This is a genomic window from Streptomyces sp. NPDC060184 (assembly GCF_042728795.1).
In the GTDB taxonomy this organism is placed as follows: domain Bacteria; phylum Actinomycetota; class Actinomycetes; order Streptomycetales; family Streptomycetaceae; genus Streptomyces.
The window spans coordinates 58,261-82,558 of the sequence record NZ_JBHWYX010000019.1 but is presented as its reverse complement, the minus strand read 5'-3'; the positions used below and the strand labels follow the sequence as shown (position 1 = coordinate 82,558).

Annotated in this window: 22 protein-coding genes; 15 read left to right on the top strand and 7 right to left on the bottom strand. The window is 70.9% G+C overall.

What is annotated here, in order from left to right; translation table 11 throughout:
- Positions 1 to 31: 31 nt before the first annotated feature.
- Both ACFWEE_RS15295 and ACFWEE_RS15290 read right to left on the bottom strand, forming a co-directional pair.
- Positions 32 to 688, bottom strand: coding sequence for an MBL fold metallo-hydrolase (locus tag ACFWEE_RS15295; protein ID WP_386889328.1), 657 nt, complete (start codon positions 686 to 688; stop codon positions 32 to 34).
- Positions 689 to 698: 10 nt separating this feature from the next.
- Entirely contained in the window at positions 699 to 1,388 is a 690-nt protein-coding gene (locus ACFWEE_RS15290) for a maleylpyruvate isomerase family mycothiol-dependent enzyme (RefSeq protein ID WP_386889327.1), read from the bottom strand.
- A 175-nt stretch (positions 1,389 to 1,563) separates the two neighbouring features.
- Between ACFWEE_RS15290 and uvrA the strand changes: the two genes are divergently transcribed.
- The 14 genes from uvrA to ACFWEE_RS15220 all read left to right on the top strand — a co-directional run bounded on the left by uvrA (position 1,564) and on the right by ACFWEE_RS15220 (position 18,985).
- Positions 1,564 to 4,581 carry an excinuclease ABC subunit UvrA gene (uvrA, locus tag ACFWEE_RS15285; RefSeq protein WP_386889325.1) on the top strand — a complete coding sequence of 1,006 codons (3,018 nt, stop codon included), beginning with the start codon at positions 1,564 to 1,566 and terminating at the stop codon, positions 4,579 to 4,581.
- 283 nt (positions 4,582 to 4,864) lie between these two features.
- Complete coding sequence (locus ACFWEE_RS15280) at positions 4,865 to 5,293, top strand: Rieske (2Fe-2S) protein (protein WP_386889323.1); 429 nt, start codon at positions 4,865 to 4,867, stop codon at positions 5,291 to 5,293.
- A gap of 131 nt (positions 5,294 to 5,424) precedes the next feature.
- Positions 5,425 to 7,575, top strand: a complete 2,151-nt coding sequence (uvrC, locus tag ACFWEE_RS15275; protein ID WP_386889321.1) for an excinuclease ABC subunit UvrC — start codon at positions 5,425 to 5,427, stop codon at positions 7,573 to 7,575.
- Positions 7,572 to 8,549, top strand: coding sequence for an RNase adapter RapZ (gene rapZ / locus ACFWEE_RS15270; RefSeq protein WP_386889320.1), 978 nt, complete (start codon positions 7,572 to 7,574; stop codon positions 8,547 to 8,549). Before uvrC ends, rapZ begins: the two co-directional genes overlap by 4 nt.
- Positions 8,546 to 9,580: a uridine diphosphate-N-acetylglucosamine-binding protein YvcK gene (gene yvcK, locus ACFWEE_RS15265; RefSeq protein ID WP_386889318.1), complete on the top strand. Its 1,035-nt coding sequence runs from the start codon at positions 8,546 to 8,548 to the stop codon at positions 9,578 to 9,580. Before rapZ ends, yvcK begins: the two co-directional genes overlap by 4 nt.
- Positions 9,571 to 10,560, top strand: coding sequence for a DNA-binding protein WhiA (gene whiA / locus ACFWEE_RS15260; protein WP_266703180.1), 990 nt, complete (start codon positions 9,571 to 9,573; stop codon positions 10,558 to 10,560). The genes yvcK and whiA overlap by 10 nt, the downstream gene beginning before the upstream one ends.
- A 434-nt stretch (positions 10,561 to 10,994) precedes the next feature.
- Positions 10,995 to 12,005 (top strand): type I glyceraldehyde-3-phosphate dehydrogenase, encoded by a 1,011-nt coding sequence (gap, locus tag ACFWEE_RS15255; protein WP_386889316.1) that lies wholly within the window; start codon positions 10,995 to 10,997, stop codon positions 12,003 to 12,005.
- 111 nt (positions 12,006 to 12,116) lie between these two features.
- Positions 12,117 to 13,328, top strand: a complete 1,212-nt coding sequence (locus ACFWEE_RS15250) for a phosphoglycerate kinase (protein WP_386889315.1) — start codon at positions 12,117 to 12,119, stop codon at positions 13,326 to 13,328.
- Between the two features lie 5 nt (positions 13,329 to 13,333).
- On the top strand, positions 13,334 to 14,110 hold the full coding sequence (gene tpiA / locus ACFWEE_RS15245; RefSeq protein ID WP_386889314.1) for a triose-phosphate isomerase: 777 nt from the start codon (positions 13,334 to 13,336) through the stop codon (positions 14,108 to 14,110).
- 151 nt (positions 14,111 to 14,261) lie between these two features.
- Positions 14,262 to 14,498, top strand: a complete 237-nt coding sequence (gene secG / locus ACFWEE_RS15240; RefSeq protein ID WP_327175131.1) for a preprotein translocase subunit SecG — start codon at positions 14,262 to 14,264, stop codon at positions 14,496 to 14,498.
- A gap of 109 nt (positions 14,499 to 14,607) precedes the next feature.
- Positions 14,608 to 14,943 (top strand): RNA polymerase-binding protein RbpA, encoded by a 336-nt coding sequence (locus ACFWEE_RS15235; RefSeq protein WP_266703170.1) that lies wholly within the window; start codon positions 14,608 to 14,610, stop codon positions 14,941 to 14,943.
- Positions 14,944 to 15,177: 234 nt separating this feature from the next.
- Positions 15,178 to 16,830 (top strand): glucose-6-phosphate isomerase, encoded by a 1,653-nt coding sequence (gene pgi, locus ACFWEE_RS15230; RefSeq protein ID WP_386889311.1) that lies wholly within the window; start codon positions 15,178 to 15,180, stop codon positions 16,828 to 16,830.
- 5 nt (positions 16,831 to 16,835) lie between these two features.
- On the top strand, positions 16,836 to 17,339 hold the full coding sequence (locus ACFWEE_RS15225; RefSeq protein ID WP_386889309.1) for a PH domain-containing protein: 504 nt from the start codon (positions 16,836 to 16,838) through the stop codon (positions 17,337 to 17,339).
- Positions 17,336 to 18,985, top strand: coding sequence for a PH domain-containing protein (locus ACFWEE_RS15220; protein ID WP_386889307.1), 1,650 nt, complete (start codon positions 17,336 to 17,338; stop codon positions 18,983 to 18,985). The genes ACFWEE_RS15225 and ACFWEE_RS15220 overlap by 4 nt, the downstream gene beginning before the upstream one ends.
- Here ACFWEE_RS15220 and ACFWEE_RS15215 read toward each other — a convergent pair.
- Entirely contained in the window at positions 18,904 to 19,275 is a 372-nt protein-coding gene (locus ACFWEE_RS15215; protein ID WP_386889306.1) for a VOC family protein, read from the bottom strand. The two genes, ACFWEE_RS15220 and ACFWEE_RS15215, sit on opposite strands and share 82 nt — an antisense overlap.
- Before the next feature lie 175 nt (positions 19,276 to 19,450).
- Between ACFWEE_RS15215 and ACFWEE_RS15210 the strand changes: the two genes are divergently transcribed.
- The gene (locus ACFWEE_RS15210) at positions 19,451 to 19,603 is read left to right on the top strand and encodes a hypothetical protein (protein WP_386889304.1); all 153 of its coding nucleotides are present in this window, start codon (positions 19,451 to 19,453) and stop codon (positions 19,601 to 19,603) included.
- A gap of 169 nt (positions 19,604 to 19,772) precedes the next feature.
- On the opposite strand, the gene pgl is transcribed toward ACFWEE_RS15210, so the two are convergent.
- The 4 genes from pgl to tal are packed head-to-tail and all read right to left on the bottom strand — an operon-like array spanning position 19,773 to position 24,284.
- On the bottom strand, positions 19,773 to 20,555 hold the full coding sequence (pgl, locus tag ACFWEE_RS15205) for a 6-phosphogluconolactonase (protein WP_386889303.1): 783 nt from the start codon (positions 20,553 to 20,555) through the stop codon (positions 19,773 to 19,775).
- Entirely contained in the window at positions 20,552 to 21,631 is a 1,080-nt protein-coding gene (gene opcA / locus ACFWEE_RS15200) for a glucose-6-phosphate dehydrogenase assembly protein OpcA (RefSeq protein ID WP_386889302.1), read from the bottom strand. The genes pgl and opcA overlap by 4 nt, the downstream gene beginning before the upstream one ends.
- On the bottom strand, positions 21,628 to 23,160 hold the full coding sequence (zwf, locus tag ACFWEE_RS15195; RefSeq protein WP_386889300.1) for a glucose-6-phosphate dehydrogenase: 1,533 nt from the start codon (positions 23,158 to 23,160) through the stop codon (positions 21,628 to 21,630). The genes opcA and zwf overlap by 4 nt, the downstream gene beginning before the upstream one ends.
- A gap of 5 nt (positions 23,161 to 23,165) precedes the next feature.
- Positions 23,166 to 24,284, bottom strand: coding sequence for a transaldolase (gene tal, locus ACFWEE_RS15190; RefSeq protein WP_386889298.1), 1,119 nt, complete (start codon positions 24,282 to 24,284; stop codon positions 23,166 to 23,168).
- Positions 24,285 to 24,298: the final 14 nt, after the last annotated feature.

Below are 24,298 nucleotides of genomic sequence, written 5' to 3'. Positions count from 1 at the left end.
TCGTCGTCCGGCCGGACACCGCCGGGGCTCGTCACCAGCCCCGGGCGCGCCACTGAGGGAGCTGTCCGCGCTCGTCGCCGAGCGTGGTGTCGTGGCCGTGGCCCGGGTAGACCCAGGTCTCGTCGGGCAGCTGGTCGAAGAGCTTGGTCTCCACGTCGTGGAGCAGGCTCGCGAAGGCCTCGGGGTCCTTGCGGGTGTTGCCGATGCCGCCGGGGAAGAGGCAGTCGCCGGTGAAGAGGTGCGGCGCCCCGTGCGGGTCGTCGTAGACCAGCGCGATGGAGCCCGGGGTGTGGCCGACCAGGTGGCGGGCGGTCAGGGTGACCTCGCCGACCCGGATGGTGTCCCCGTCCTCCACGAGCACGGCGGTCGGGACCGGGATGCCCTCGGCGTCGTACCGTCCGGCGTACGTGACGGCGCCGGTGGCGGCCACCACCTCGGCCAGCGCCTGCCAGTGGTCGCCGTGCTGGTGCGTGGTGACCACGGAGGCGATGCCGTCCTCGCCGACGAGCCGCAGCAGGGTGTCCGCCTCGTTGGCGGCGTCGATGAGGAGCTGCTCGCCGGTGGCCCGGCAGCGCAGCAGGTAGGCGTTGTTGTTCATCGGGCCGACCGCGACCTTGGAGATCATCAGGCCGGTCAGCTCGTGCACGTCCGCGGGTCCGCCGACCCGCACCGCTCCGCTGTAGGTCATGGGCGGCAGCCTATAGCGGCGGCAGTACGGGGAGGGGGCCGCCCTCCACGGTCAGTGCCGAGCCGTCGCGGCGGCCCGAGAGCCACCCCAGCACGTCCGCTTCCGTGCCGCTGACCACGACCGGCGGCCCGTCCGCACCACCGCCCGTGGTCCGGACGAGGCCCTCCCCGGAACGGATGCCGGTGGAGACCACCCGCGGGTGGTCCGCGAAGCGCTCCGCCAGGAAATCGGTCTCCCGGACCAGGAAATCCCGCGGCAGATCCTCCAGCTCGTACCCCGCGCCGAGGTCGACGTGGTGCAGCTCGATCTCGGCCCAGCGGCGGAAGGGCAGCTGGGAGGCGAGGTCCGTCACCCCGTTGCGCAGCCGCACCGTGCGTGACCAGTCGGCGGGGACCGCGGCCTCGGCCAGGAACCGCTCGCTGCTCGCGCGCAGATCGGCCAGCTGCTCGGCGAGCGGCCGGGGCGCTCCGGCCTCGATCTCGCGGTCCCGGATTTCGCCGCCCGCGTACATCGGGAGTCCGCGGAGAACATTTCGGAGCGCGTCGGCGTTACGTGACAGGTGGGCCAAGACATGGCCCCGGCTCCAACCGGGCAGTCGGGACGGCTCGTGGACGGTGGATTCGTCCCATAATTCCGCAGCTGCGAGCAGCTGTTCCGTAGCTCCGCGTACAGACGCCAGGTCGCGCACATGATCGCTCATGCGACCGAGCGTAGCCCCGCCACTCGTTCGGGTGAAGGAGGTTACGACCGGCCAGAAATCGAATGTGCGTGCTATACGCTCGAAGTCGAAACCTTTCAACACCGCTGTTGCGCCCCCCATACCCTGGACAGGGGGCTCAGTTCCCCCGTTTCTCTCAAGAAAGGTGCGGACCGGCGTGGCCGACCGTCTCATCGTCCGTGGCGCGCGCGAGCACAACCTGAAGAACGTCTCGCTCGACCTGCCCCGCGACTCCCTCATCGTCTTCACCGGGCTGTCCGGGTCGGGCAAGTCCTCCCTCGCGTTCGACACGATCTTCGCCGAGGGCCAGCGGCGGTACGTCGAGTCGCTCTCCTCGTACGCCCGGCAGTTCCTCGGCCAGATGGACAAGCCGGACGTCGACTTCATCGAGGGTCTCTCGCCCGCCGTCTCCATCGACCAGAAGTCGACCTCGCGCAACCCGCGCTCGACGGTCGGCACCATCACGGAGGTCTACGACTACCTCCGCCTGCTCTTCGCCCGCATCGGCAAGCCGCACTGCCCCGAGTGCCGGCGGCCGATCTCCCGCCAGTCCCCGCAGGCCATCGTGGACAAGGTTCTCGGCCTGCCCGAGGGGAGCCGCTTCCAGGTGCTCTCGCCGCTGGTCCGTGAGCGCAAGGGGGAGTTCGTCGACCTCTTCGCCGACCTCCAGACCAAGGGGTACAGCCGCGCCCGGGTCGACGGCACCACCGTCCAGCTCTCCGAGCCCCCCACGCTGAAGAAGCAGGAGAAGCACACCATCGAGGTGGTCATCGACCGCCTCACGGTGAAGGACAGCGCCAAGCGCCGGCTCACCGACTCGGTGGAGACGGCCCTCGGCCTCTCCGGCGGCATGGTCGTGCTCGACTTCGTCGACCTCCCCGAGGACGACCCCGAGCGCGAGCGGATGTACTCCGAGCACCTCTACTGCCCGTACGACGACCTCTCCTTCGAGGAGCTGGAGCCCCGCTCCTTCTCCTTCAACTCGCCGTTCGGCGCCTGCCCCGACTGCACCGGCATCGGCACCCGCATGGAGGTCGACGCCGAGCTCGTCGTCCCGGACGAGGAGAAGTCGCTCGACGAGGGGGCCATCCACCCCTGGTCGCACGGCCACACCAAGGAGTACTTCGGCCGCCTGATCGGCGCACTCGCCGAGGCCCTCGGCTTCCGTACGGACATCCCGTGGGCCGGGCTGCCGCAGCGCGCCAAGAAGGCCCTGCTCTACGGCCACAAGATCAAGACCGAGGTGCGCTACCGCAACCGGTACGGCCGCGAGCGCGCCTACACGACCCCCTCCTTCGAGGGCGCGGTCCAGTTCGTCAAGCGGCGCCACTCCGAGGCCGAGAGCGACTCCAGCCGGGAGCGCTTCGAGGGGTACATGCGTGAGGTGCCCTGTCCGACCTGCGAGGGCACCCGCCTCAAGCCGATCGTCCTCGCGGTCACGGTGATGGAGAAGTCCATCGCCGAGGTCGCCGCGATGTCGATCAGCGACTGCGCCGAGTTCCTCGGCCGGCTCAAGCTCAACGCCCGCGACAAGAAGATCGCCGAGCGGGTCCTCAAGGAGGTCAACGAGCGACTGAGGTTCCTCGTCGACGTCGGCCTGGACTACCTCTCGCTGAACCGCGCGGCCGGCACCCTGTCCGGCGGCGAGGCCCAGCGCATCCGCCTCGCCACCCAGATCGGCTCCGGCCTGGTCGGCGTGTTGTACGTACTGGACGAGCCGTCCATCGGCCTGCACCAGCGCGACAACCACCGCCTGATCGAGACCCTGGTCAGGCTCCGCGACATGGGCAACACGCTCATCGTGGTGGAGCACGACGAGGACACGATCAAGGTCGCGGACTGGGTCGTGGACATCGGCCCCGGCGCCGGGGAGCACGGCGGCAAGGTGGTCCACTCCGGATCGCTGAAGGAGCTGCTGGCCAACAAGCAGTCGATCACCGGCCAGTACCTCTCGGGCAAGCGGGAGATCACCGTCCCCGACGTCCGCCGCCCCGTGGACCCGAGCCGTCGTCTCACCGTGCACGGCGCCCGGGAGAACAACCTCCAGGACATCGACGTCTCCTTCCCGCTGGGCGTCCTCACGGCCGTCACCGGGGTCTCCGGGTCCGGCAAGTCCACCCTGGTCAACGACATCCTCTACACCCACCTCGCCCGTGAGCTCAACGGCGCGAAGTCGGTCCCCGGCCGGCACACCCGGGTGGACGGGGACGACCTCGTGGACAAGGTGGTCCACGTCGACCAGTCGCCCATCGGACGGACCCCCCGGTCCAACCCGGCGACGTACACCGGAGTCTTCGACCACGTCCGCAAGCTCTTCGCGGAGACGATGGAGGCGAAGGTGCGCGGCTATCTGCCGGGCCGCTTCTCCTTCAACGTGAAGGGCGGGCGCTGCGAGAACTGCTCGGGCGACGGCACCATCAAGATCGAGATGAACTTCCTGCCCGACGTGTACGTGCCCTGCGAGGTCTGTCACGGCGCCCGGTACAACCGGGAGACCCTGGAGGTCCACTACAAGGGCAAGTCCATCGCCGAGGTGCTGGACATGCCGATCGAGGAGGGCCTGGAGTTCTTCGAGGCCGTCCCGACCATCGCGAGGCACCTGCGCACCCTCAACGAGGTCGGCCTCGGATACGTCCGGCTCGGGCAGTCCGCGCCGACGCTCTCCGGCGGTGAGGCGCAGCGCGTGAAGCTGGCGAGCGAGCTCCAGAAGCGCTCCACCGGCCGCACGGTCTACGTCCTGGACGAGCCGACCACCGGTCTGCACTTCGAGGACATCAGCAAGCTGATCAAGGTCCTCTCCGGACTGGTCGACAAGGGCAACTCCGTCGTCGTCATCGAGCACAACCTCGATGTGATCAAGACGGCGGACTGGGTCATCGACATGGGCCCCGAAGGAGGCAACGGCGGCGGCCTGGTGGTCGCCGAAGGCACCCCCGAGGAGGTCGCGGCCGTGCCCGCCAGCCACACCGGGAAGTTCCTCCAGGACGTCCTGGACACCGACCGGGTCAACGAGGCGGCCGTGCCCTCCGCGCGGGGGCCGGTGCGCAAGACGGCCGCCAAGAAGACGGTCGCCGCCAAGGCCACCCCGGCCCGGCGGACGGCCACCGCCGCGGCGAAGCAGCCGGCCGCGAAGAAGACGGCGGCCAAGAAGGCGACCCGCGCCCGCAAGGCCTGACGCCCCGGCCCGGCCCGCCGGGGCTTCCCTCCCTCCCGGGAGAAGGCGCCCCCGGCGGGCCGCACCGCGTTCGGACACGGGTCCGGGGTGCCGGACCCGTGTCCGTACCGGGTCCGGACCTGTGCCCGGACCCGGGCGCCGGGGCGCCGATCTCCGCCGGTATCGTCGGTTCTGTCGTCGCGCGCCCCGGCCGAGCGCCCTGTCGCCCCACCGGCTCGCGGCGCCCGTACCTCCGTGTGCACCTTCCCGCACGCCCCGTACCACCGACCCCGTGGAGACCGCGATGTCCGGCTTGCCCGCCACCCGCCGCACCGTGCTGAAGGGCGCCGCGCTCGCGGGTGCCGCCGGGCTGGGGGCGGCTGCCTGTTCCACCGAGTCCAAGCTCGGCCACGCCCAGAACCCGACCCCGACCGCGCCGGTGGACCTCGGCGCGGCGGACGCCGTCCCGGTCGGCGGGTCGAAGCTCTACCGGGAGCAGCGACTCCTGGTGACCTGCCCGGCGAAGGGGCAGTACAAGGCCTTCAGCGCCCAGTGCACCCACGCAGGCTGCGTACTCGCCAAGATCGAGAAGAACGAGGGGCACTGCCCCTGCCACGGCAGCATCTTCGACACCACGACCGGCGAGGTCATCCAGGGCCCGGCCACCGTGCCGCTGCCCGCCGTCCCGGTCAGCGCGGAGGGCGGCCGGCTCGTCGCGGGGCCCGGCGCCTGACACCCGGGACGCGAGGGCCCGGACGCACGGGCCGCGGCGGCCCGGACGTCCCGGGCGGACCGCACGGCGCACGGACGGCACAGTGCGGACGGCACCCCTGGGTGTCACCGGCCGGAAGTAGGGTGTGAGACATGGCAGACCCCTCCAGCTACCGCCCCAAGCCGGGACAGATCCCCGACTCCCCGGGGGTCTACAAGTTCCGCGACGAGCACCGCCGGGTGATTTACGTCGGCAAGGCGAAGAACCTCCGTCAGCGCCTCGCCAACTACTTCCAGGACCTGGCCGGTCTCCACCCGCGCACCCGCACCATGGTCACCACGGCCGCCTCCGTGGAGTGGACGGTCGTCTCCACCGAGGTCGAGGCGTTGCAGCTGGAGTACTCCTGGATCAAGGAGTTCGACCCCCGGTTCAACGTCAAGTACCGCGACGACAAGAGCTACCCGTACCTCGCGGTCACCCTCAACGAGGAGTTCCCGCGGGTCCAGGTCATGCGCGGCGCCAAGAAGAAGGGCGTGCGCTACTTCGGCCCGTACGGCCACGCCTGGGCGATCCGCGAGACCGTCGACCTGATGCTCCGCGTCTTCCCCGTACGCACCTGCTCCGCAGGGGTCTTCAAGAACGCCGCCCGCACCGGCCGCCCGTGTCTGCTCGGCTACATCGGCAAGTGCTCCGCGCCCTGCGTCGGCCGCGTCAGCCCCCAGGAGCACCGCGAACTCGCCGAGGAATTCTGCGACTTCATGGCCGGCCGCACCGGTGCCTACATGCGCCGCCTGGAGAAGGAGATGATGCTCGCCGCGGAGGACATGGAGTACGAGCGAGCCGCCCGCCTCCGGGACGACATCGGGGCCCTCCGGCGGGCCATGGAGAAGAGCGCGGTCGTGCTCGCCGACGCCACCGACGCGGACCTCATCGCCGTCGCCGAGGACGAGCTGGAGGCGGCCGTCCAGATCTTCCACGTGCGCGGCGGCCGGGTGCGCGGCCAGCGCGGCTGGGTCACCGACAAGGTCGAGGCCGTCGACACCTCCGGCCTCGTCGAGCACGCCCTCCAGCAGCTGTACGGAGAGGAGAGCGGCGACTCCGTACCCAAGGAGGTCCTCGTCCCGGCCCTGCCCGAGGACCCCGACGCGGTCTCCGAGTGGCTCGCCCACCGGCGGGGCTCCCAGGTCAGCCTGCGCATCCCGCAGCGCGGCGACAAGAAGGACCTGATGGCCACGGTCCAGCGCAACGCCCAGCAGGCCCTCGGGCTGCACAAGACCAAGCGCGCCTCCGACCTGACCACCCGCTCCCGGGCCCTGGAGGAGATCGCCGAGGCGCTCGGCCTCGACACCGCCCCGCTGCGCATCGAGTGCTACGACATCTCCCACCTCCAGGGCGACGACGTCGTGGCGTCGATGGTCGTCTTCGAGGACGGGCTCGCCCGCAAGAGCGAGTACCGCCGCTTCCAGATCAAGGGGTTCGAGGGCCAGGACGACGTCCGGTCGATGCACGAGGTGATCGGCCGCCGGTTCCGCCGCTACCTCCAGGAGAAGGAGCGCCTGGGGGAGTGGGAGGAGACGCCCGGAGCGGACGCCTCCGGAGCGGAAGCTCCCGGGGTGCACGCCCCCGGAGCGGAAGCCGCCGGATCAGCCGTCCCCGGCACCGACGGCACCGACGGCACCGTCGGCACCGAGCGGCGCGAGGACACGGCCCCCCGCGAGGACACCGCCGCTCACGAGGACACCGCCCCCCACGAGGACACCGAGCCGCGCGAGGACGACGGCCGCCCCAAGCGGTTCGCGTACCCGCCGCAGCTCGTCGTGGTCGACGGCGGGCAGCCCCAGGTGGCCGCCGCCAAGCGGGCCCTGGACGAGCTGGGCATCGACGACATCGCCGTCTGCGGCCTCGCCAAGCGCCTCGAAGAGGTCTGGCTGCCCGACGACGACGATCCGGTGGTGCTGCCGCGCTCCAGCGAGGGCCTCTACCTCCTCCAGCGCGTGCGCGACGAGGCCCACCGGTTCGCCATCACCTACCAGCGGGCCAAGCGGGCCAAGCGGGTCCGCAGCAGCCCGCTGGACGGCGTCCCCGGCCTCGGCGAGAGCCGGAAACTCGCGCTGCTCAAGCATTTCGGCTCCGTCAAGAAGCTGCGGCAGGCGACAATCGACGAGATCTGCGAGGTCCAGGGGATAGGCCGCAGGACGGCGGAGTCGGTGGCCGCGGCCCTCGCCACGGCCGCTCCGGCCGCGCCCGCCGTGAACACGGCCACAGGAGAGATCATTGACGAGAACGACGGGGGCACGCCATGACCGACCATGACCACCGCCAAGCGGAACCCACCCGACCGGACCCGGACCGAACAGACGGAGCAGCACACGTGAGCACGGGCACCACCAACGAGACGGGCGACGTCGTCACGGCGGCCATCCCCGAACTGGTGATCATCTCCGGGATGTCCGGCGCCGGCCGGTCCACCGCCGCGAAGTGTCTGGAGGACCTCGGCTGGTTCGTCGTCGACAACCTCCCGCCCGCCCTGATCCCGACCATGGTCGAGCTCGGCGCGCGCTCCCAGGGCAACGTGGCCCGGATCGCCGTCGTCGTCGACGTGCGCGGACGCCGCTTCTTCGACAACCTCCGCGAGTCCCTGGCGGACCTGGAGGCCAAGCACGTCACCCGCCGGATCGTCTTCCTGGAGTCCTCGGACGACGCCCTGGTCCGCCGCTTCGAGTCGGTCCGCCGCCCCCACCCCCTTCAGGGCGACGGCCGCATCGTCGACGGCATCGCGGCCGAGCGCGACCTGCTGCGCGAGCTGCGCGGCGACGCCGACCTGGTCATCGACACCTCCAGCCTCAACGTCCACGAACTGCGCGCCAAGATGGACGCCCAGTTCGCCGGCGACCAGGAGCCGGAGCTGCGCGCCACGGTGATGTCGTTCGGCTACAAGTACGGCCTGCCGGTCGACGCCGACCTCGTGGTCGACTGCCGCTTCCTGCCGAACCCGCACTGGGTGCCCGAGCTGCGCCCCTTCACCGGCCTGAACGAGGAGGTGTCCGCGTACGTCTTCGACCAGCCGGGCGCCAAGGAGTTCCTCAACCAGTACACCGAGCTGCTCCAGCTCGTCGCCGCCGGTTACCGCCGCGAGGGCAAGCGCTACGTGACCATCGCGGTCGGCTGCACCGGTGGCAAGCACCGCTCCGTCGCGATGTCGGAGAAGCTCTCCGCGCGCCTCGCCGCCGAAGGGATCGAGACCGTCCTCGTCCACCGGGACATGGGGCGCGAGTGACCAGCGTCAACCTGCGGCTGCGGAGGCTGAGCCGAGCGGGCTCGCTCCGCTCGGGGCGCAGACGCGGCGGCCCGCCCAAGGTCGTCGCCCTCGGCGGCGGCCACGGGCTCTCCGCCTCGCTGACCGCGCTGCGCCGGATCACCGGCGACCTGACGGCCGTCGTCACCGTCGCCGACGACGGCGGGTCCAGCGGCCGGCTCCGCGACGAGTTCGGAGTGCTCCCGCCCGGCGACCTCCGCAAGGCCCTCGCGGCGCTCTGCGGCGACGACGACTGGGGACAGACCTGGGCCAGGGTCACCCAGCACCGCTTCGAGTCGCGGGGCGACCTGCACGGGCACGCGGTCGGCAACCTGCTGATCGTGGCGCTCTGGGAGCAGCTCGGCGACCATGTGCAGGCCCTCGACCTGGTCGGCACGCTGCTCGGCGCGCACGGCCGGGTGCTGCCCATGTCCGCCGTACCGCTGGAACTCCAGGCGCAGGTCAGGGGCCACGAACCGGACCGCCCCGACGCGATCGTGACGGTACGCGGCCAGGCGACGGTGGCGCTCACCCCGGGTGAGGTGCAGTCCGTGCAGGTGGTCCCGCACGCCCCGCCCGCCGTCCCGGAGGCGGTCGAAGCCGTTCTGGACGCGGACTGGGTGGTGCTCGGACCCGGCTCCTGGTTCTCCTCGGTCATCCCCCATCTGCTGGTCCCGGATCTGCTCGACGCGCTGGTCGCGACGAAGGCCCGCAAGGTGCTTTCGCTGAACCTCGCGCCGCAACCCGGTGAAACAGATGGCTTCTCCCCGCAGCGTCATTTGGAGGTTTTGGGGCGACACGCCCCTAAACTCGCCATGGACGTGGTGCTGGCCGACGAGGCCGCCGTGCCTGACCGCGAGTCCCTCGCCGATGCCGCGAAGCGGCTGGGTGCCGCAGTGGAGCTGGCACCGGTGGCCTCGCCGGACGGCGTTCCGATTCATGATCCGGAGCTGCTGGCCGCCGCGTACGACCGTATTTTTCGGATGCATGGAAGGATCGGCCCATGGCGATGACGCCAGCGGTGAAGGACGAAATCTCTCGGCTTCCCGTCACCCGGACCTGCTGCAGGAAGGCGGAGGTCTCCGCGATCCTCCGCTTCGCGGGCGGGCTCCACCTGGTGAGCGGCCGGATCGTGATCGAGGCGGAGCTGGACACCGCGATGGCGGCCCGCCGGCTCAAGCGCGACATCCTGGAGATCTTCGGGCACGCCTCGGAGCTGATCGTGATGGCCCCCGGCGGGCTGCGGCGCGGCTCCCGGTACGTCGTACGCGTCGTGGCGGGCGGCGACCAGCTGGCCCGCCAGACCGGTCTCGTGGACGGCCGGGGCCGTCCCATCCGCGGGCTGCCCCCGCAGGTGGTCTCGGGGGCCACCTGCGACGCCGAGGCGGCCTGGCGCGGGGCCTTCCTGGCGCACGGCTCGCTCACCGAGCCGGGCAGGTCCTCCTCGCTGGAGGTGACCTGCCCCGGTCCCGAGGCGGCGCTCGCGCTCGTCGGGGCCGCGCGCCGGCTCTCCATCGCCGCCAAGGCCCGCGAGGTCCGCGGGGTCGACCGCGTGGTGGTCCGCGACGGCGACGCGATCGGCGCCCTGCTGACCCGGCTCGGCGCCCACGAGTCCGTACTGGCCTGGGAGGAGCGCCGGATGCGGCGCGAGGTCCGGGCGACCGCCAACCGGCTCGCCAACTTCGACGACGCCAACCTCCGCCGCTCCGCCCGCGCCGCGGTGGCCGCCGGTGCCCGCGTGGGCCGCGCCCTGGAGATCCTGGGCGAGGAGGTCCCCGAGCACCTCGCCGCCGCCGGACGGCTGCGCATGGAGCACAAGCAGGCCTCGCTGGAGGAGCTGGGCGCGCTCGCCGACCCGCCGCTGACCAAGGACGCCGTCGCCGGGCGCATCCGCAGGCTGCTGGCGATGGCCGACAAGCGGGCGCAGGACCTCGGCATCCCGGGTACCGAGTCCACCCTCAGCGAGGAGATGGCGGACGGCCTGGTCGGCTGAGACCGGCACGACGGCTTCCTGTCGTATACGGCCGCCGCCGGCGCTCCTTCCACGGAGACGCCGGCGGCGGCTTTTTCGCTGTCCGGAGAAGAACCGCCCGGGGCGCGCGCGGAGTGCCGGACGGCGTGCCTCACGCGGACCGGGAGCGCGGGGCGGAGGACCGTCATGTCCTGATCGTCCGTGTCTGTACGGGCGTTGGGCACATTTCCATCGCCGCCGGACAGAATCCGGTTTGTGGTCCGAAGACCGGCCGAGGAGCGCCCGGAGAGACGGAGCGCTCTGTTCCTACTGGTCAGTAGCGCTGATCGGGGTGCGTACGAGGGCTCTCGATGTCACCCGCGGGCCACATGAGAGGTAGGGTCGGAGGCGGTCGGGGACATCCCATACAACTCGCCGGCGTCGAAACCCGGCGTACCTAACGAGGAGATCGGTTCGTGACGATCCGCGTAGGCATCAACGGCTTTGGCCGCATCGGTCGTAACTACTTCCGCGCGCTGCTGGAGCAGGGTGCGGACATCGAGATCGTGGCTGTCAACGACCTGGGTGACACTGCGACCACGGCTCACCTGCTGAAGTACGACACCATTCTGGGTCGTCTCAAGGCCGAGGTCAGCCACACCGCCGACACCATCACCGTCGACGGTCACACCATCAAGGTGCTCTCCGAGCGCAACCCGGCCGACATCCCCTGGGGTGCGCTGGGTGTCGACATCGTCATCGAGTCGACCGGCATCTTCACCAAGAAGGCCGACGCCGAGAAGCACATCGCCGGTGGCGCCAAGAAGGTCCTCATCTCGGCTCCGGCCAAGGACGAGGACATCACCATCGTGATGGGCGTCAACCAGGACAAGTACGACGCGGCCAACCACCACGTCATCTCCAACGCCTCCTGCACCACCAACTGTGTGGCGCCGATGGCCAAGGTTCTCGACGAGAACTTCGGCATCGTCAAGGGCCTGATGACGACGGTCCACGCGTACACGAACGACCAGCGCATCCTGGACTTCCCGCACTCGGACCTGCGCCGCGCCCGCGCCGCCGCCGAGAACATCATCCCGACCACGACGGGTGCCGCCAAGGCCACCGCCCTGGTTCTGCCCCAGCTCAAGGGCAAGCTCGACGGCATCGCGATGCGCGTCCCGGTCCCGACCGGCTCCGCCACCGACCTGGTCGTCGAGCTGCAGCGCGAGGTCACCAAGGACGAGGTCAACGCCGCGTTCAAGAAGGCCGCCGACGACGGCGCCCTGAAGGGCTACCTCGCCTACACCGAGGACCCGATCGTCTCCTCGGACATCGTCAGCGACCCGGCGTCCTGCACCTTCGACTCCTCCCTGACGATGGTTCAGGAAGGCAAGACGGTGAAGATCCTCGGCTGGTACGACAACGAGTGGGGCTACTCCAACCGCCTCGTCGACCTGACCGTCTTCGTCGGCGGCCAGCTCTGATCCTCGGATCGGCAGGCATCTCGATGTAGTGAGGGGCTCGGACGGCGCGATGAAGCGCCGTCCGGGCCTTCTCGCGTGCTCATCCGTCCTTTCCAAGGAGTCCTGGAACAGATGAAGACGATCGACGAACTTCTCGCCGAAGGGGTCGCCGGCAAGCGGGTATTCGTCCGCGCCGACCTCAACGTGCCGCTCGACGGCACCACCATCACCGACGACGGCCGCATCCGCGCCGTCCAGCCGACCGTCGCCAAGCTCGCCGAGGCCGGTGCGCGGGTCATCGTCGCCTCGCACCTCGGCCGCCCGAAGGGCGCCCCGGACCCGGCGTTCTCGCTGGCTCCCGCCGCAGCCCGGCTCGGTGAACTGCTCGGCACCGAGGTCGCGTTCGCCACCGACACCGTGGGCGAGTCCGCCACGGCCACGGTCGCCGCCCTCACCGACGGCCAGGTCGCCGTCGTCGAGAACCTCCGCTTCAACGCCGGTGAGACGTCGAAGGACGACGCCGAGCGCGGCGCCTTCGCCGACCAGCTCGCCGCCCTCGCCGACGTGTACGTGGGCGACGGCTTCGGCGCGGTGCACCGCAAGCACGCCTCGGTCTTCGACCTCCCGGCCCGGCTGCCGCACTTCGCCGGCTTCCTCATCGCCACCGAGGTCGGTGTCCTGAAGAAGCTCACCAGCGACGTCAAGCGCCCCTACGCCGTGGTCCTCGGCGGCGCCAAGGTCTCCGACAAGCTCGGCGTCATCGACCACCTGCTGGAGAAGGCCGACCGCATCCTGATCGGCGGCGGCATGGCGTACACCTTCCTCAAGGCCCAGGGCCACGAGGTCGGCATCTCGCTGCTCCAGGAGGACCAGGTCCCCGCCGTGCAGGAGTACCTCAAGCGCGCCGACGAGCGCGGCGTCGAGTTCGTGCTCCCCGTCGACGTCCTCGTCTCCTCCGAGTTCCCGGACCTCAAGACGAAGGCCCCGGCCAACCCGACCGTCGTCGCCTCCGACGCGATCCCCGCGGACCAGGAGGGCCTGGACATCGGCCCCGAGACGCGCAAGCTGTACGCGGCGAAGCTCGCCGACGCGGCCACCGTCTTCTGGAACGGCCCGATGGGCGTCTTCGAGCACCCCGACTACGCCGAGGGCACCCGCGCGGTCGCCCAGGCGCTGGTCGACTCCCCGGCCTTCAGCGTCGTCGGGGGTGGCGACTCCGCCGCCGCCGTCCGCATCCTGGGCTTCGACGAGAACGCCTTCGGCCACATCTCGACCGGTGGCGGCGCCAGCCTCGAATACCTTGAGGGCAAGACCCTCCCCGGCCTCGCCGCATTGGAGAACTGAGCCAGATGAGCACCCGTACCCCGCTGATGGCGGGCAACTGGAAGATGAACCTCAACCACCTCGAGGCCATCGCCCACGTCCAGAAGCTCGCCTTCGCGCTGGCCGACAAGGACTACGACGCGGTCGAGGTCGCCGTCCTGCCGCCCTTCACCGACCTGCGCTCCGTGCAGACCCTGGTGGACGGCGACAAGCTGAAGATCAAGTACGGCGCCCAAGACATCTCGGCGCAGGACTCCGGTGCGTACACCGGTGAGATCTCGGGCTCCATGCTCGCCAAGCTGAAGTGCGCGTACGTGGCCGTCGGCCACAGCGAGCGCCGTCAGTACCACGGCGAGAGCGACGAGGTCTGCAACGCCAAGGTGAAGGCCGCCTACCGGCACGGGCTGACCCCGATCCTCTGCGTCGGCGAGGGCCTGGACATCCGCAAGGCCGGTGACCAGGTCTCCTACACCCTCGCGCAGCTCGACGGCGCCCTCGCGGACGTCCCGGCCGAGCAGGCCGAGTCGATCGTGATCGCGTACGAGCCGGTCTGGGCCATCGGGACCGGCGAGGTCGCCACCCCCGAGGACGCCCAGGAGGTGTGCGGAGCCATCCGCCGCCGGCTCGCCGAGCTGTACTCGCAGGAGCTGGCCGACGCGGTCCGCATCCAGTACGGCGGCTCCGTGAAGTCCGGCAACGTCGCCGCGATCATGGCGCAGCCCGACGTCGACGGCGCCCTCGTCGGCGGTGCCGCGCTGGACGCCGACGAGTTCGTCAAGATCGTCCGCTTCCGCGACCAGTGAGTATGCGCTAGCGCCGATCCGTCGTACCCTTGCGGGGGCCGGGGTGGGTTCCACCCTCGGCCCCCGTTGCGCTTCACCTTTGTCGCAGAAGTAGTTTTCAGAAGCGTTTTTTAGAAGCAGTCCAGGAATTTCCGGAAAGTAGGGACCAGCCGTGATTTTGGCGTTCGAGATCGCCCTGATCGTCTTCAGCCTGCTGCTGATGCTGCTGGTGCTGATGCACAAGGGCAAGGGCGGCGGCCTCTCCGACATGTTCGGTGGCGGCATGCAGTCCTCGGTCGGCGGTTCCTCGGTGGCCGAGCGCAACCTCGACCGCATCACCGTGGTCGTCGGCCTGTGCTGGTTCGCGAGCATCGTGGCCCTCGGCCTGCTCATCAAGCTGGACGGCTGACGCATCGTCCGCGATTGCCGGTGACCGTGTAACTCCAATCACTGGACGCGCGTTGGGCCTTACGTAGACTGGGGCATCTTCGAGCAGCATCACGCAGGGAGTTACGACCGTGGCAAGTGGCAACGCGATCCGGGGAAGCCGGGTCGGAGCGGGGCCGATGGGGGAGGCCGAGCGGGGCGAGTCCGCGCCGCGCCTCCGCATCTCCTTCTGGTGCTCGAACGGGCACGAGACGCAGCCGAGCTTCGCCCATGACGCGCAGGTACCGGAGACCTGGGACTGCCCCCGATGCGGCTTCCCGGCGGGCCAGGACAAGGACAGCCCGCCCGACCCGCCGCGCACGGAACCGTACAAGACGCATCTCGCGTACGTGCGCGAGCGGCGCAGTGACGCGGACGGCGAGGCCATTCTCGCCGAGGCGCTCGCCAAGCTCCGCGGCGAGATCTGAGAACACCCCGCCCGGCTCCCGCCCTCCGAGTTCCTTCCGGCGAGAGCCGTCGCTTTTCCGTACCGCCCCGTTCACCGGCCGGCCACCCCCTGGGTGCCGGCCGGAGCGTTTTGTTGCCCGCGGACGCACGATGTCCCGCACCGGGCCATGCCCGCGCAGCACCCGCGACCAGGATCAATTAGGTTGGGGGGTGCAGCGGGGAGCAGGTACGAGAAGAATGGGCTGATACCCGGGATGAACGCACAAAGCCGAACCAAGCTCAACCAGACGCCCGAGTGGGCGGCCCTCGGCAAGCACCGCGAGGAGCTGGGCGGGACCCACCTGCGGGAGCTGTTCGCCGAGAACGCGGACCGCGGCGCCGCCTACACCCTCCGGGTGGGCGACCTGCACATCGACTACTCCAAGCAGCTGGTGACCGACGAGACGCTGCGTCTGCTGCGCGACCTCGCCGCCGCCACCGGGGTCGCCGAGCTGCGGGACGCCATGTTCCGCGGCGACAAGATCAACACCACCGAGGACCGCGCCGTCCTGCACACCGCGCTCCGCGCCCCGCGCGACGCGGTGATCGAGGTCGACGGCGAGAACGTCGTGCCGGCCGTGCACGCGGTCCTGGACAAGATGGCGGGCTTCGCCGACCGGGTCCGCTCGGGCGAGTGGACCGGCCACACCGGCCGCCCCATCAAGAACATCGTCAACATCGGCATCGGCGGCTCCGACCTCGGCCCCGCCATGGCGTACGAGGTGCTGCGCTCCTTCACGGACCGCTCCCTCACCCTCCGCTTCGTCTCCAACGTCGACGGCGCCGACCTCCACGAGGCCGTCCGCGACCTGGACGCGGCCGAGACGCTCTTCATCATCGCCTCGAAGACGTTCACCACCATCGAGACGATCACCAACGCGACCTCCGCCCGCGACTGGCTCCTCACCGAGCTGAAGTCCGGTCAGGACGCCGTCGCCAAGCACTTCGTGGCGCTGTCGACCAACGCCGAGAAGGTGTCGGACTTCGGTATCGACACGGCCAACATGTTCGAGTTCTGGGACTGGGTCGGCGGGCGCTACTCCTACGACTCCGCCATCGGCCTCTCGCTGATGATCGCCGTCGGCCCGGACCGGTTCCGCGAGATGCTCGACGGCTTCCACCTCGTCGACGAGCACTTCCGCACCGCCCCGGCGGAGCAGAACGCCCCGCTGCTGCTGGGCCTGTTGGGCGTCTGGTACGGCCAGTTCTTCGACGCCCAGGCGCACGCGGTACTGCCCTACAGCCACTATCTCTCCAAGTTCACCGCCTACTTGCAGCAGCTGGACATGGAGTCCAACGGCAAGTCCGTGGACCGGGACGGCAATCCGGTCGAGTGGCAGACCGGCCCGGTCGTCTGGGGCACCCCGGGCACCAACGGCCAGCACGCGTACTACCAGCTGATCCACCAGGGCACCAAGGTCATCCCGGCCGACTTCATCGGCTTCGCCGCCCCGGTCGCCGACCTGCTGCCCGGACTCATCGCCCAGCACGACCTGCTGATGGCCAACTTCTTCGCGCAGACCCAGGCGCTCGCCTTCGGCAAGACGCCCGAAGAGGTCCGCGCCGAGGGCGTGCCCGAGGAACTGGTCCCGCACAAGACGTTCCAGGGCAACCACCCCACCACGACGATCCTCGCCGAGAAGCTCACCCCCTCGGTCCTCGGACAGCTCATCGCGCTGTACGAGCACAAGGTGTTCGTCCAGGGTGCGATCTGGAACATCGACTCCTTCGACCAGTGGGGCGTCGAGCTCGGCAAGGTCCTCGCGAAGAAGATCGAGCCGGTCCTCACCGAGGGCACCGGCGGCGAGCAGCTGGACAGCTCCACCGCCTCCCTCGTCGCCACCTACCGGTCGCTGCGCGGTCGCTGAGCCCGGTGGTCCAGGGTGAGGGGACACCGCGCCTGAGGCCTCCGGCGCACTCGCTCGACCGGCGTGCCGTCGGCTGGTGGCGCGCCCAGTGGCTGCTGCTGACGGCGGCACCGCTGGCCGTGCTCGGCGTCCTCGCCGCCCTCGTCACCCCGGCCCGGCCGTGGCTGCTGCTCTCCGCGGCGGTCACGGCCGGGCTCGGTGCGTGCTGTGCCGCCTGGCTGCCCCGGTGGTGGTTCCGCACCCACCGCTGGGAGGTCACCGAGGACGCCGTCTACGTCCGCACCGGTCTCTTCCTCCAGGAGTGGCGGATCGCGCCCATGTCGCGCATCCAGACCGTCGACACGGTCCGCGGCCCGCTGGAGCAGCTCTTCGGACTCGCCACGCTCACCGTCACCACCGCCTCCGCCAAGGGAGCGGTACGGATCGCGGGCCTCGGGCACGAACCCGCCGCCGCGCTCGCCGAACGGCTGACCCGCATCACCCGGGACACCCCCGGCGACGCCACATGAACACCGCGGACGCGGCGAATACCGCGGACGTCGCTGACGTCCCCGGCGCCGACGACGGCTGGCGGCGCCTCGACCCCCGTACCGCCCTGGTCACCGCCGTCCTCACCGCCGGGGTGGTGGTGGGCACCGCCGTCCCGCTGGCGATGGGGTTCCTCGGCCACTTCGGCGCAGCCCGGTCCGGACTCTGGACGGCCGCCGGGGCCGTCCTGCTGACCGGCTGCGCGGCCCTCGTCGACCACGTCCGCTGGCGCCGCACCCGCTACCGGATCGGCACCGGACACGTCGACCTCCACTCCGGGCTTCTCCTCGTGCGACGCCGCTCCCTCGCGCTCGACCGCGTCCGCACCGTCGACCTCACCGCGCGCCCGCTGCTGCGGGTCCTCGGCCTGGTCACCGTGCGGATCGGCACCGGCGAGCACCGGGACGGCGAATCGACCCTGGAGCTCGACCCCGTCACCCGCGCCGAGGGCGAACGGCTGCGACGGCTGCTGCTGGCGCGCGCAGCCGTGCGGGACGGTGACGGTGCCGCAGGGGAACGCGACGGCGAACTGGCCGTCCTCGACCCCCGCTGGATCCGCTACGCCCCGGTCTCCTTCGTCGCCCCGATGCTCGGCGGCGCGGCGATCGGAGGGGTGATGCAGCTCAGCGAGTGGGCCGGCGCGCAGGGCGACGTCATCCACTGGACCGTCGAACTCTTCCGCGCCCTCCCGCTGTTCTGGACGCTCGCCGTCCTCTTCGCGGCGGCCCTCCTCACCGGTGCGGCCGGAGCCCTCGGGCTCTGGACCGAGATGTGGTGGAACTACCGCCTGGAGCGCGAACCCGGCGGCACCCTCAGGGTCCGCCGAGGACTGCTGACCTCGCGCTCCACCACCGTCGAGGAGGCCCGGCTGCGCGGCGCCGAACGCGTCGAACCCCTGGGCGTACGGCTTTTCGGCGCCGCCCGGGTGGACGCGATCACCACCGGTCTCGCGCACGACGAGGAGGCCAAGGAGGCGAGCCACAGCACCCTGCTGCCCGCCGTGCCGCGGCCGGAGGCGGACCGGATCGTCGCGGCCGTGCTCCGCGAGGAGTCCGCCCCCACCGCCGCGCCCCTCATCGGCCACCCGCGCGCCGCCCGGGGCCGCCGGCTGCGGCGCGCCCTCGCGGTGGCACTGGCCCCGGTGGTGCTCCTGGCAGTGCTCGGGGCCCTGCTGACGCCCGTCCTGCTGTGGACCGCGCTGGGCTGCGCGGCGGTGGGCGTACCGGTCGCGGTGGCGCTCGCCCTGGACGCGTACCGGAACCTCGGCCACGCCCTCACCGGCCGCCACCTGGTCACCCGATCCGGCACCGTACGGCGTTCGACGGCCGCCCTGGAGCGGTCCGGGGTGATCGGCTGGACGGTGCGGCAGTCGTACTTCCAGCGGCGGGCGGGGCTGCTGGACATCACGGCCACCACGGCCGCCGGAACGGGCGCCTACGCGGTGTACGACACCGGGGCGGCCGAGGGGCTCGCCTTCGCCGCCGAGGCCGTACCGGGACTGCTGGAGCCGTTCCTGGAGTGGGACGACGACGCGGGGGCCCCGCCTCAGCCGTGCGTGGTGTCGATGACGCAGAAGCGGTTGCCCTCGGTGTCCGCGAGGACCACGAAATCCGGGTCCGGCGGGTAGTGCGGCCACTCCACCCGGGAGGCGCCGAGGCCGAGCAGGCGGGCCACCTCGCCCTCCTGGTCCTCGGTGTAGACGTCGAGGTGGACGCGAGGCACCTCCTGGACGGGGCTGTCGGGGCCGCTCCGGCCGAGGGAGAGGCCGACGCCGTGGCCCTCGGCAGGAACCAGGACCACCCAGTCCTCCCCGGCCGGTTCGCGCTCCACGTAGGCGAGTGCGGCCTTCCAGAACGCCGCGGCCCGCCGGACGTCGGACGCTCCCATCACCACGGTGCCGATGCGTGTCGTCGTCATGCGGGCAAGCCTGCCACGCCCGTGGCAGGCGAGAGGACCCGCTGTATCGTCACCGCGCTCGTCGAGGACGGCGACGGCTCGCCCGGCGGGGAGGGCCTGACCGAGGAGCTCACGACGTGGCTCGACGGCGTCTGCACGGTCATCGGCTGCGCCTTCGGCCCGGACGTACTGCTCCGTGAGCCGTACCGAGGGCCCTCGCGCCTGTCGGCGGCGGCGGACGTCGAGCTCCCCCGCGGTGCTCGTCGCCGCGGGGGAGGCCGAAGAAGAGGAGGACGACGAGGGCCTGGGCGGGGCGAACTGGTACGACCGGTACTTCGCGTACGTGTGAGACGTCCGATACGTGTGAGACGTCCGAAGCTCACCGGCTCCTGGCCTCCGGCCGTCGCCCGCGCGGCGGACGCATGAGACCCGCCCGGCCGCATCCGTGACGGCGGAAGGCCCGTTCACGCTCGTTGCGAGCGTGAACGGGCCTTCCAGGCAACACGGGTGACGGTCTCTCAGGAAGAGGCCGGCGGGTAGAGATCGCGGGGCAGCTGGGAAGCCGCCGCCGCGTCGAGCAGCCAGAGCGTCCGGGCGCGGCCGTACGCGCCGGCCGCCGGGGCCTGGATCTCCCCGGCGCCGGACAGGGCGATGGCCGCGGCCTCCGCCTTGTCCTCGCCCGCCGCGAGCAGCCACACCTCGCGCGCCGCCCGGATGGCCGGGAGCGTGAGGGTGACCCGGGTGGGCGGCGGCTTGGGGGCGCCGTGCACACCGACGACGGTGCGCTCGGTCTCCCGTACCGCGGGCAGCTCCGGGAAGAGCGAGGCGACATGGGTGTCCGGTCCGACGCCCAGCATCAGCACGTCGAACGTCGGGACGGGCCCGTGGTCCTCCGGCCGTGCGGCGGCAGCGAGTTCGGCGGCGTAACCTGCGGCGGCTGCGTCCACGTCGTTGCCGAACGGGCCGTCCGACGCCGGCATCGGGTGCACCCGTGCCGGGTCCAGAGCGACCGCGTCCAGCAGGGCCTCACGGGCCTGCGTGACGTTGCGCTCCGGGTCGCCGTCCGGCTCGAACCGCTCGTCGCCCCACCACAGGTCGAGCCGCGACCAGTCGATCGCGTCCCGGGCGGGCGCGGCGGCGAGCGCGGCCAGCAGGCCGTTGCCGTTGCGCCCGCCGGTCAGCACCACCGAGGCGTATCCGCGAGCGGCCTGGGCGTCCACGATCTTCGTGATCAGCCGGGCCGCCGCGGCCTGCGCCATCAGCTCCTTGTCGCGGTGCACGACCAGTTGAGGGGCACTCACTTGGACGCCGCCTTCTTGGCCGGGGCGGCCTTCTTCGCGGGAGCGGCGGCCTTCGGCTTCTCGGCCTCCGGCGCCTCCTCGGCAGCCGCCCCGGGAGCGTCCGCGGCTTCCGGCGCGGGCACGGCGGAAGCCGCCGCCGCGACCTCGCCGGGACCGCTCAGCTTGTCGACGCCGACCTTCACCGTGGTGGCGTAGGTGTTGTCCGGGTCGAGGCGCCGCAGCTCCTCCGCCAGCAGCTCGGCGGTGTCGCGCCGCTTGAGCGCCACGCCGCGGTCGGGCTGACCGGTCATGGAGAGGGTGGCCAGCGAGCCGTCCGCACGGTCGAGAACGATCGGGCCGTTCTTCGTCTCCATGCGGACCGCGGTCAGACCGGGGCCCTCGGAGAACGTGCGCCCCACCGGGACACCGAGCCGGTCCGTGAGCCACATGGCGAGCAGCTCGCAGCTCGGGTTGTCCTTCTCGCCCTCGACGGTCGCCGAGACGACCTGCGCGGGCTGCTGGTCCAGCGCGGCGGCCAGCATCGAACGCCACGGCGTGATGCGGGTCCACGTCAGGTCCGTGTCGCCGGGCTCGTACGTCGCCGCGCGGACGGCCAGCTCGTCGAGCGGGTGCTCGGCGGAGTAGGCGTCCGTGATGCGGCGCTGGGCGAGCGCGCCGAGCGGGTCCTTCGCCGGGTCGGCGGGGGCGTCCTCGGCCCACCACACCACGACCGGGGCGTCCGGCAGCAGCAGCGGCAGGACCACCGACTGGGCGTGGTTGGCGAGTTCGCCGTGGAGCCGCAGGACGACCGTCTCACCGGTGCCCGAGTCGGAACCGACCCGGATCTCGGCGTCGAGACGCGCGTCGCGACGGCTGCGCGGCGAGCGGCTGACCCGCTTGATCACCGCGATGATCCGCGAGGGGTGCTCGCGGGAGGAGTCGCTCGCCGCCTTGAGGGCGTCGTAGGCGTTCTCCTCGTCCGTGACGACGACCAGCGTGAGCACCATGCCGATGGCCGGCGTGCCGATGGCACGGCGGGCCGAGATCAGCGCGTTGTTGATCTTGCTGGACGTGGTTTCCGTGAGATCGATCTTCATGGCCGGCGCCAGCTCCGTCCGTCGCGTGCGAGCATCTCGTCAGCCTCGGCCGGACCCCAGGTACCGGCCGGGTACTGAGCGGGCTTGCCGTTCTTCTCCCAGTACTCCTCGATCGGGTCGAGGATGTTCCAGGAGAGCTCGACCTCCTGGTGGCGGGGGAAGAGGTTGGCGTCGCCGAGCAGCACATCGAGGATGAGCCGCTCGTACGCCTCCGGGCTGGACTCGGTGAAGGACTCGCCGTAGGCGAAGTCCATCGTGACGTCCCGGACCTCCATGGAGGTGCCCGGCACCTTCGAGCCGAACCGCACCGTCACACCCTCGTCCGGCTGGACGCGGATGACCAGGGCGTTGCCGCCCAGCTCCTCCGTCGCGCCGGACTCGAACGGAAGGTACGGGGCGCGCTTGAAGACGACCGCGATCTCCGTGACGCGGCGGCCGAGGCGCTTGCCGGTACGGAGGTAGAACGGGACGCCCGCCCAGCGGCGGTTGTTGACCGTCAGCTTGATCGCCGCGAAGGTGTCGGTCGTCGACGAGGGGTCGATGCCGTCCTCTTCGAGGTAGCCGAGGACTTCCTCGCCGCCCTGCCAGGCGTGGCTGTACTGGCCGCGCACGGTGTGCTTGCCCAGGTCCTCGGGCAGCTCGACGGCGGTGAGCACCTTGAGCTTCTCGGCGACCAGGGCCTTCGGGTGGAAGGAGCCTGGCTCCTCCATCGCGGTCAGCGCCAGCAGCTGGAGCAGGTGGTTCTGGATGACGTCACGGGCGGCGCCGATGCCGTCGTAGTACCCGGCCCGGCCGCCGATGCCGATGTCCTCGGCCATCGTGATCTGGACGTGGTCGACGTACGACCGGTTCCAGATCGGCTCGAACATCGTGTTGGCGAAGCGCAGCGCCAGGATGTTCTGGACCGTCTCCTTGCCCAGGTAGTGGTCGATACGGAAGACCTCGTTGGGCGGGAACACGTCGTGCACGAGCTGGTTCAGCTCCTGCGCGCTCTCCAGGTCGTGACCGAAGGGCTTCTCGATGACGGCACGGCGCCAGGCGCCCTCCGTCTGCTCCGCGAGACCGTGCTTCTTGAGCTGCTCGACGACCTTGGGGAAGAACTTCGGCGGCACGGACAGGTAGAAGGCGAAGTTGCCTCCGGTGCCCTGTGCCTTGTTGAGCTCGTCGATCGTCGCCTTGAGGGTCTCGAACGCCTCGTCGTCGTCGAAGTTGCCGGGCACGAACCGCATGCCCTGGCTCAGCTGCTGCCAGACCTCCTCGCGGAAGGGGGTGCGGGAGTGCTCCGCGACGGCGTCGTGGACGACCTGCGCGAAGTCCTCGTCCTCCCAGTCGCGGCGCGCGAAGCCGATGAGCGAGAAGCCCGGCGGCAGCAGGCCGCGATTGGCCAGGTCGTAAACGGCGGGCATGAGCTTTTTTCTGGACAAATCGCCCGTGACACCGAAGATGACCAGGCCCGACGGCCCCGCGATGCGCGGGAGCCGTCGGTCCTGGGGGTCACGAAGCGGGTTTGCTCCGGGAACACCAGACAAAGTGGTCAGCCCTCCGAAGGAGCGAGGCGCGAGAGCTCCGCCTCGGTCGACTTGAGCAGGTCGTTCCAGGCGTCCTCGAACTTGTCGACGCCCTCGGACTCCAGCAGCGCCACGACCTCGTCGTAGCTCACGCCGAGCTTCTTGACGGCGTCGAGGTCGGCGCGCGCCTGCTCGTAGCCGCCGGTGATGGTGTCGCCGGTGATCGAGCCGTGGTCGGCCGCGGCCTCCAGGGTCGCCTCCGGCATGGTGTTGACCGTGTTCGGCGCGACGAGCTCGTCGACGTACAGGGTGTCCTTGAGGGACGGGTCCTTGACGCCGGTGGAGGCCCACAGCGGACGCTGCTTGTTGGCCTGCGCCTTGTCGAGGGCGGCCCAGCGGTCCGAGGAGAAGATCTCCTCGTACGCCTCGTACGCCAGACGGGCGTTGGCGAGGGCGGCCTTGCTCTTCGCGGCCTTGGCCTCGTCGCTGCCGATGGCGTCCAGACGCTTGTCGATCTCGGCGTCCACACGGGACACGAAGAAGGAGGCGACCGAGTGGATCTTCGACAGGTCCAGGCCCGCGGCCTTCGCCTGCTCCAGACCGGTCAGGTACGCGTCGACGACCTCGCGGTAGCGCTCCAGCGAGAAGATCAGCGTCACGTTGACGCTGATGCCCTTCGCGATGACCTCGGTGATCGCCGGCAGGCCGGCCTTCGTCGCCGGGATCTTGATGAGCGTGTTCGGCCGGTCGACCAGCCAGGCCAGCTGCTTGGCCTCGGCGACGGTCGGCGCGGTGTGGTGGGCCAGACGCGGGTCGACCTCGATCGAGACCCGGCCGTCCTGGCCGTCGGTGGCGTCGAAGACCGGGCGCAGGATGTCGGCGGCGTCACGGACGTCGGCCGTCGTGATCATGCGGATGGCTTCCTCGACGGTCACCTTGCGCGAGGCGAGGTCCGCGAGCTGCTGCTCGTAACCGTCGCCCGAGGAGATCGCCTTCTGGAAGATCGACGGGTTGGTGGTGACACCGACGACGTGGCTCTGGTCGATCAGCTCGGCGAGGTTGCCGGAGGTGATGCGCTTGCGGGACAGGTCGTCGAGCCAGATCGCGACGCCTTCGTCGGAAAGGCGCTTGAGTGCGTCTGTCATGAAAATTACATCTC

Excerpts from the sequence above, each read along its gene's own strand:
- ACFWEE_RS15295 (WP_386889328.1), bottom strand. The coding sequence starts at position 688 with ATGACCTACAGCGGAGCGGTGCGGGTCGGCGGACCCGCGGACGTGCAC.
- ACFWEE_RS15290 (WP_386889327.1), bottom strand. The coding sequence starts at position 1,388 with ATGAGCGATCATGTGCGCGACCTGGCGTCTGTACGCGGAGCTACGGAA.
- ACFWEE_RS15280 (WP_386889323.1), top strand. The coding sequence starts at position 4,865 with ATGTCCGGCTTGCCCGCCACCCGCCGCACCGTGCTGAAGGGCGCCGCG.
- uvrC (WP_386889321.1), top strand. The coding sequence starts at position 5,425 with ATGGCAGACCCCTCCAGCTACCGCCCCAAGCCGGGACAGATCCCCGAC.
- rapZ (WP_386889320.1), top strand. The coding sequence starts at position 7,572 with ATGACCGACCATGACCACCGCCAAGCGGAACCCACCCGACCGGACCCG.
- whiA (WP_266703180.1), top strand. The coding sequence starts at position 9,571 with ATGGCGATGACGCCAGCGGTGAAGGACGAAATCTCTCGGCTTCCCGTC.
- ACFWEE_RS15250 (WP_386889315.1), top strand. The coding sequence starts at position 12,117 with ATGAAGACGATCGACGAACTTCTCGCCGAAGGGGTCGCCGGCAAGCGG.
- tpiA (WP_386889314.1), top strand. The coding sequence starts at position 13,334 with ATGAGCACCCGTACCCCGCTGATGGCGGGCAACTGGAAGATGAACCTC.
- pgi (WP_386889311.1), top strand. The coding sequence starts at position 15,178 with ATGAACGCACAAAGCCGAACCAAGCTCAACCAGACGCCCGAGTGGGCG.
- ACFWEE_RS15220 (WP_386889307.1), top strand. The coding sequence starts at position 17,336 with ATGAACACCGCGGACGCGGCGAATACCGCGGACGTCGCTGACGTCCCC.
- ACFWEE_RS15215 (WP_386889306.1), bottom strand. The coding sequence starts at position 19,275 with ATGACGACGACACGCATCGGCACCGTGGTGATGGGAGCGTCCGACGTC.
- opcA (WP_386889302.1), bottom strand. The coding sequence starts at position 21,631 with ATGAAGATCGATCTCACGGAAACCACGTCCAGCAAGATCAACAACGCG.
- tal (WP_386889298.1), bottom strand. The coding sequence starts at position 24,284 with ATGACAGACGCACTCAAGCGCCTTTCCGACGAAGGCGTCGCGATCTGG.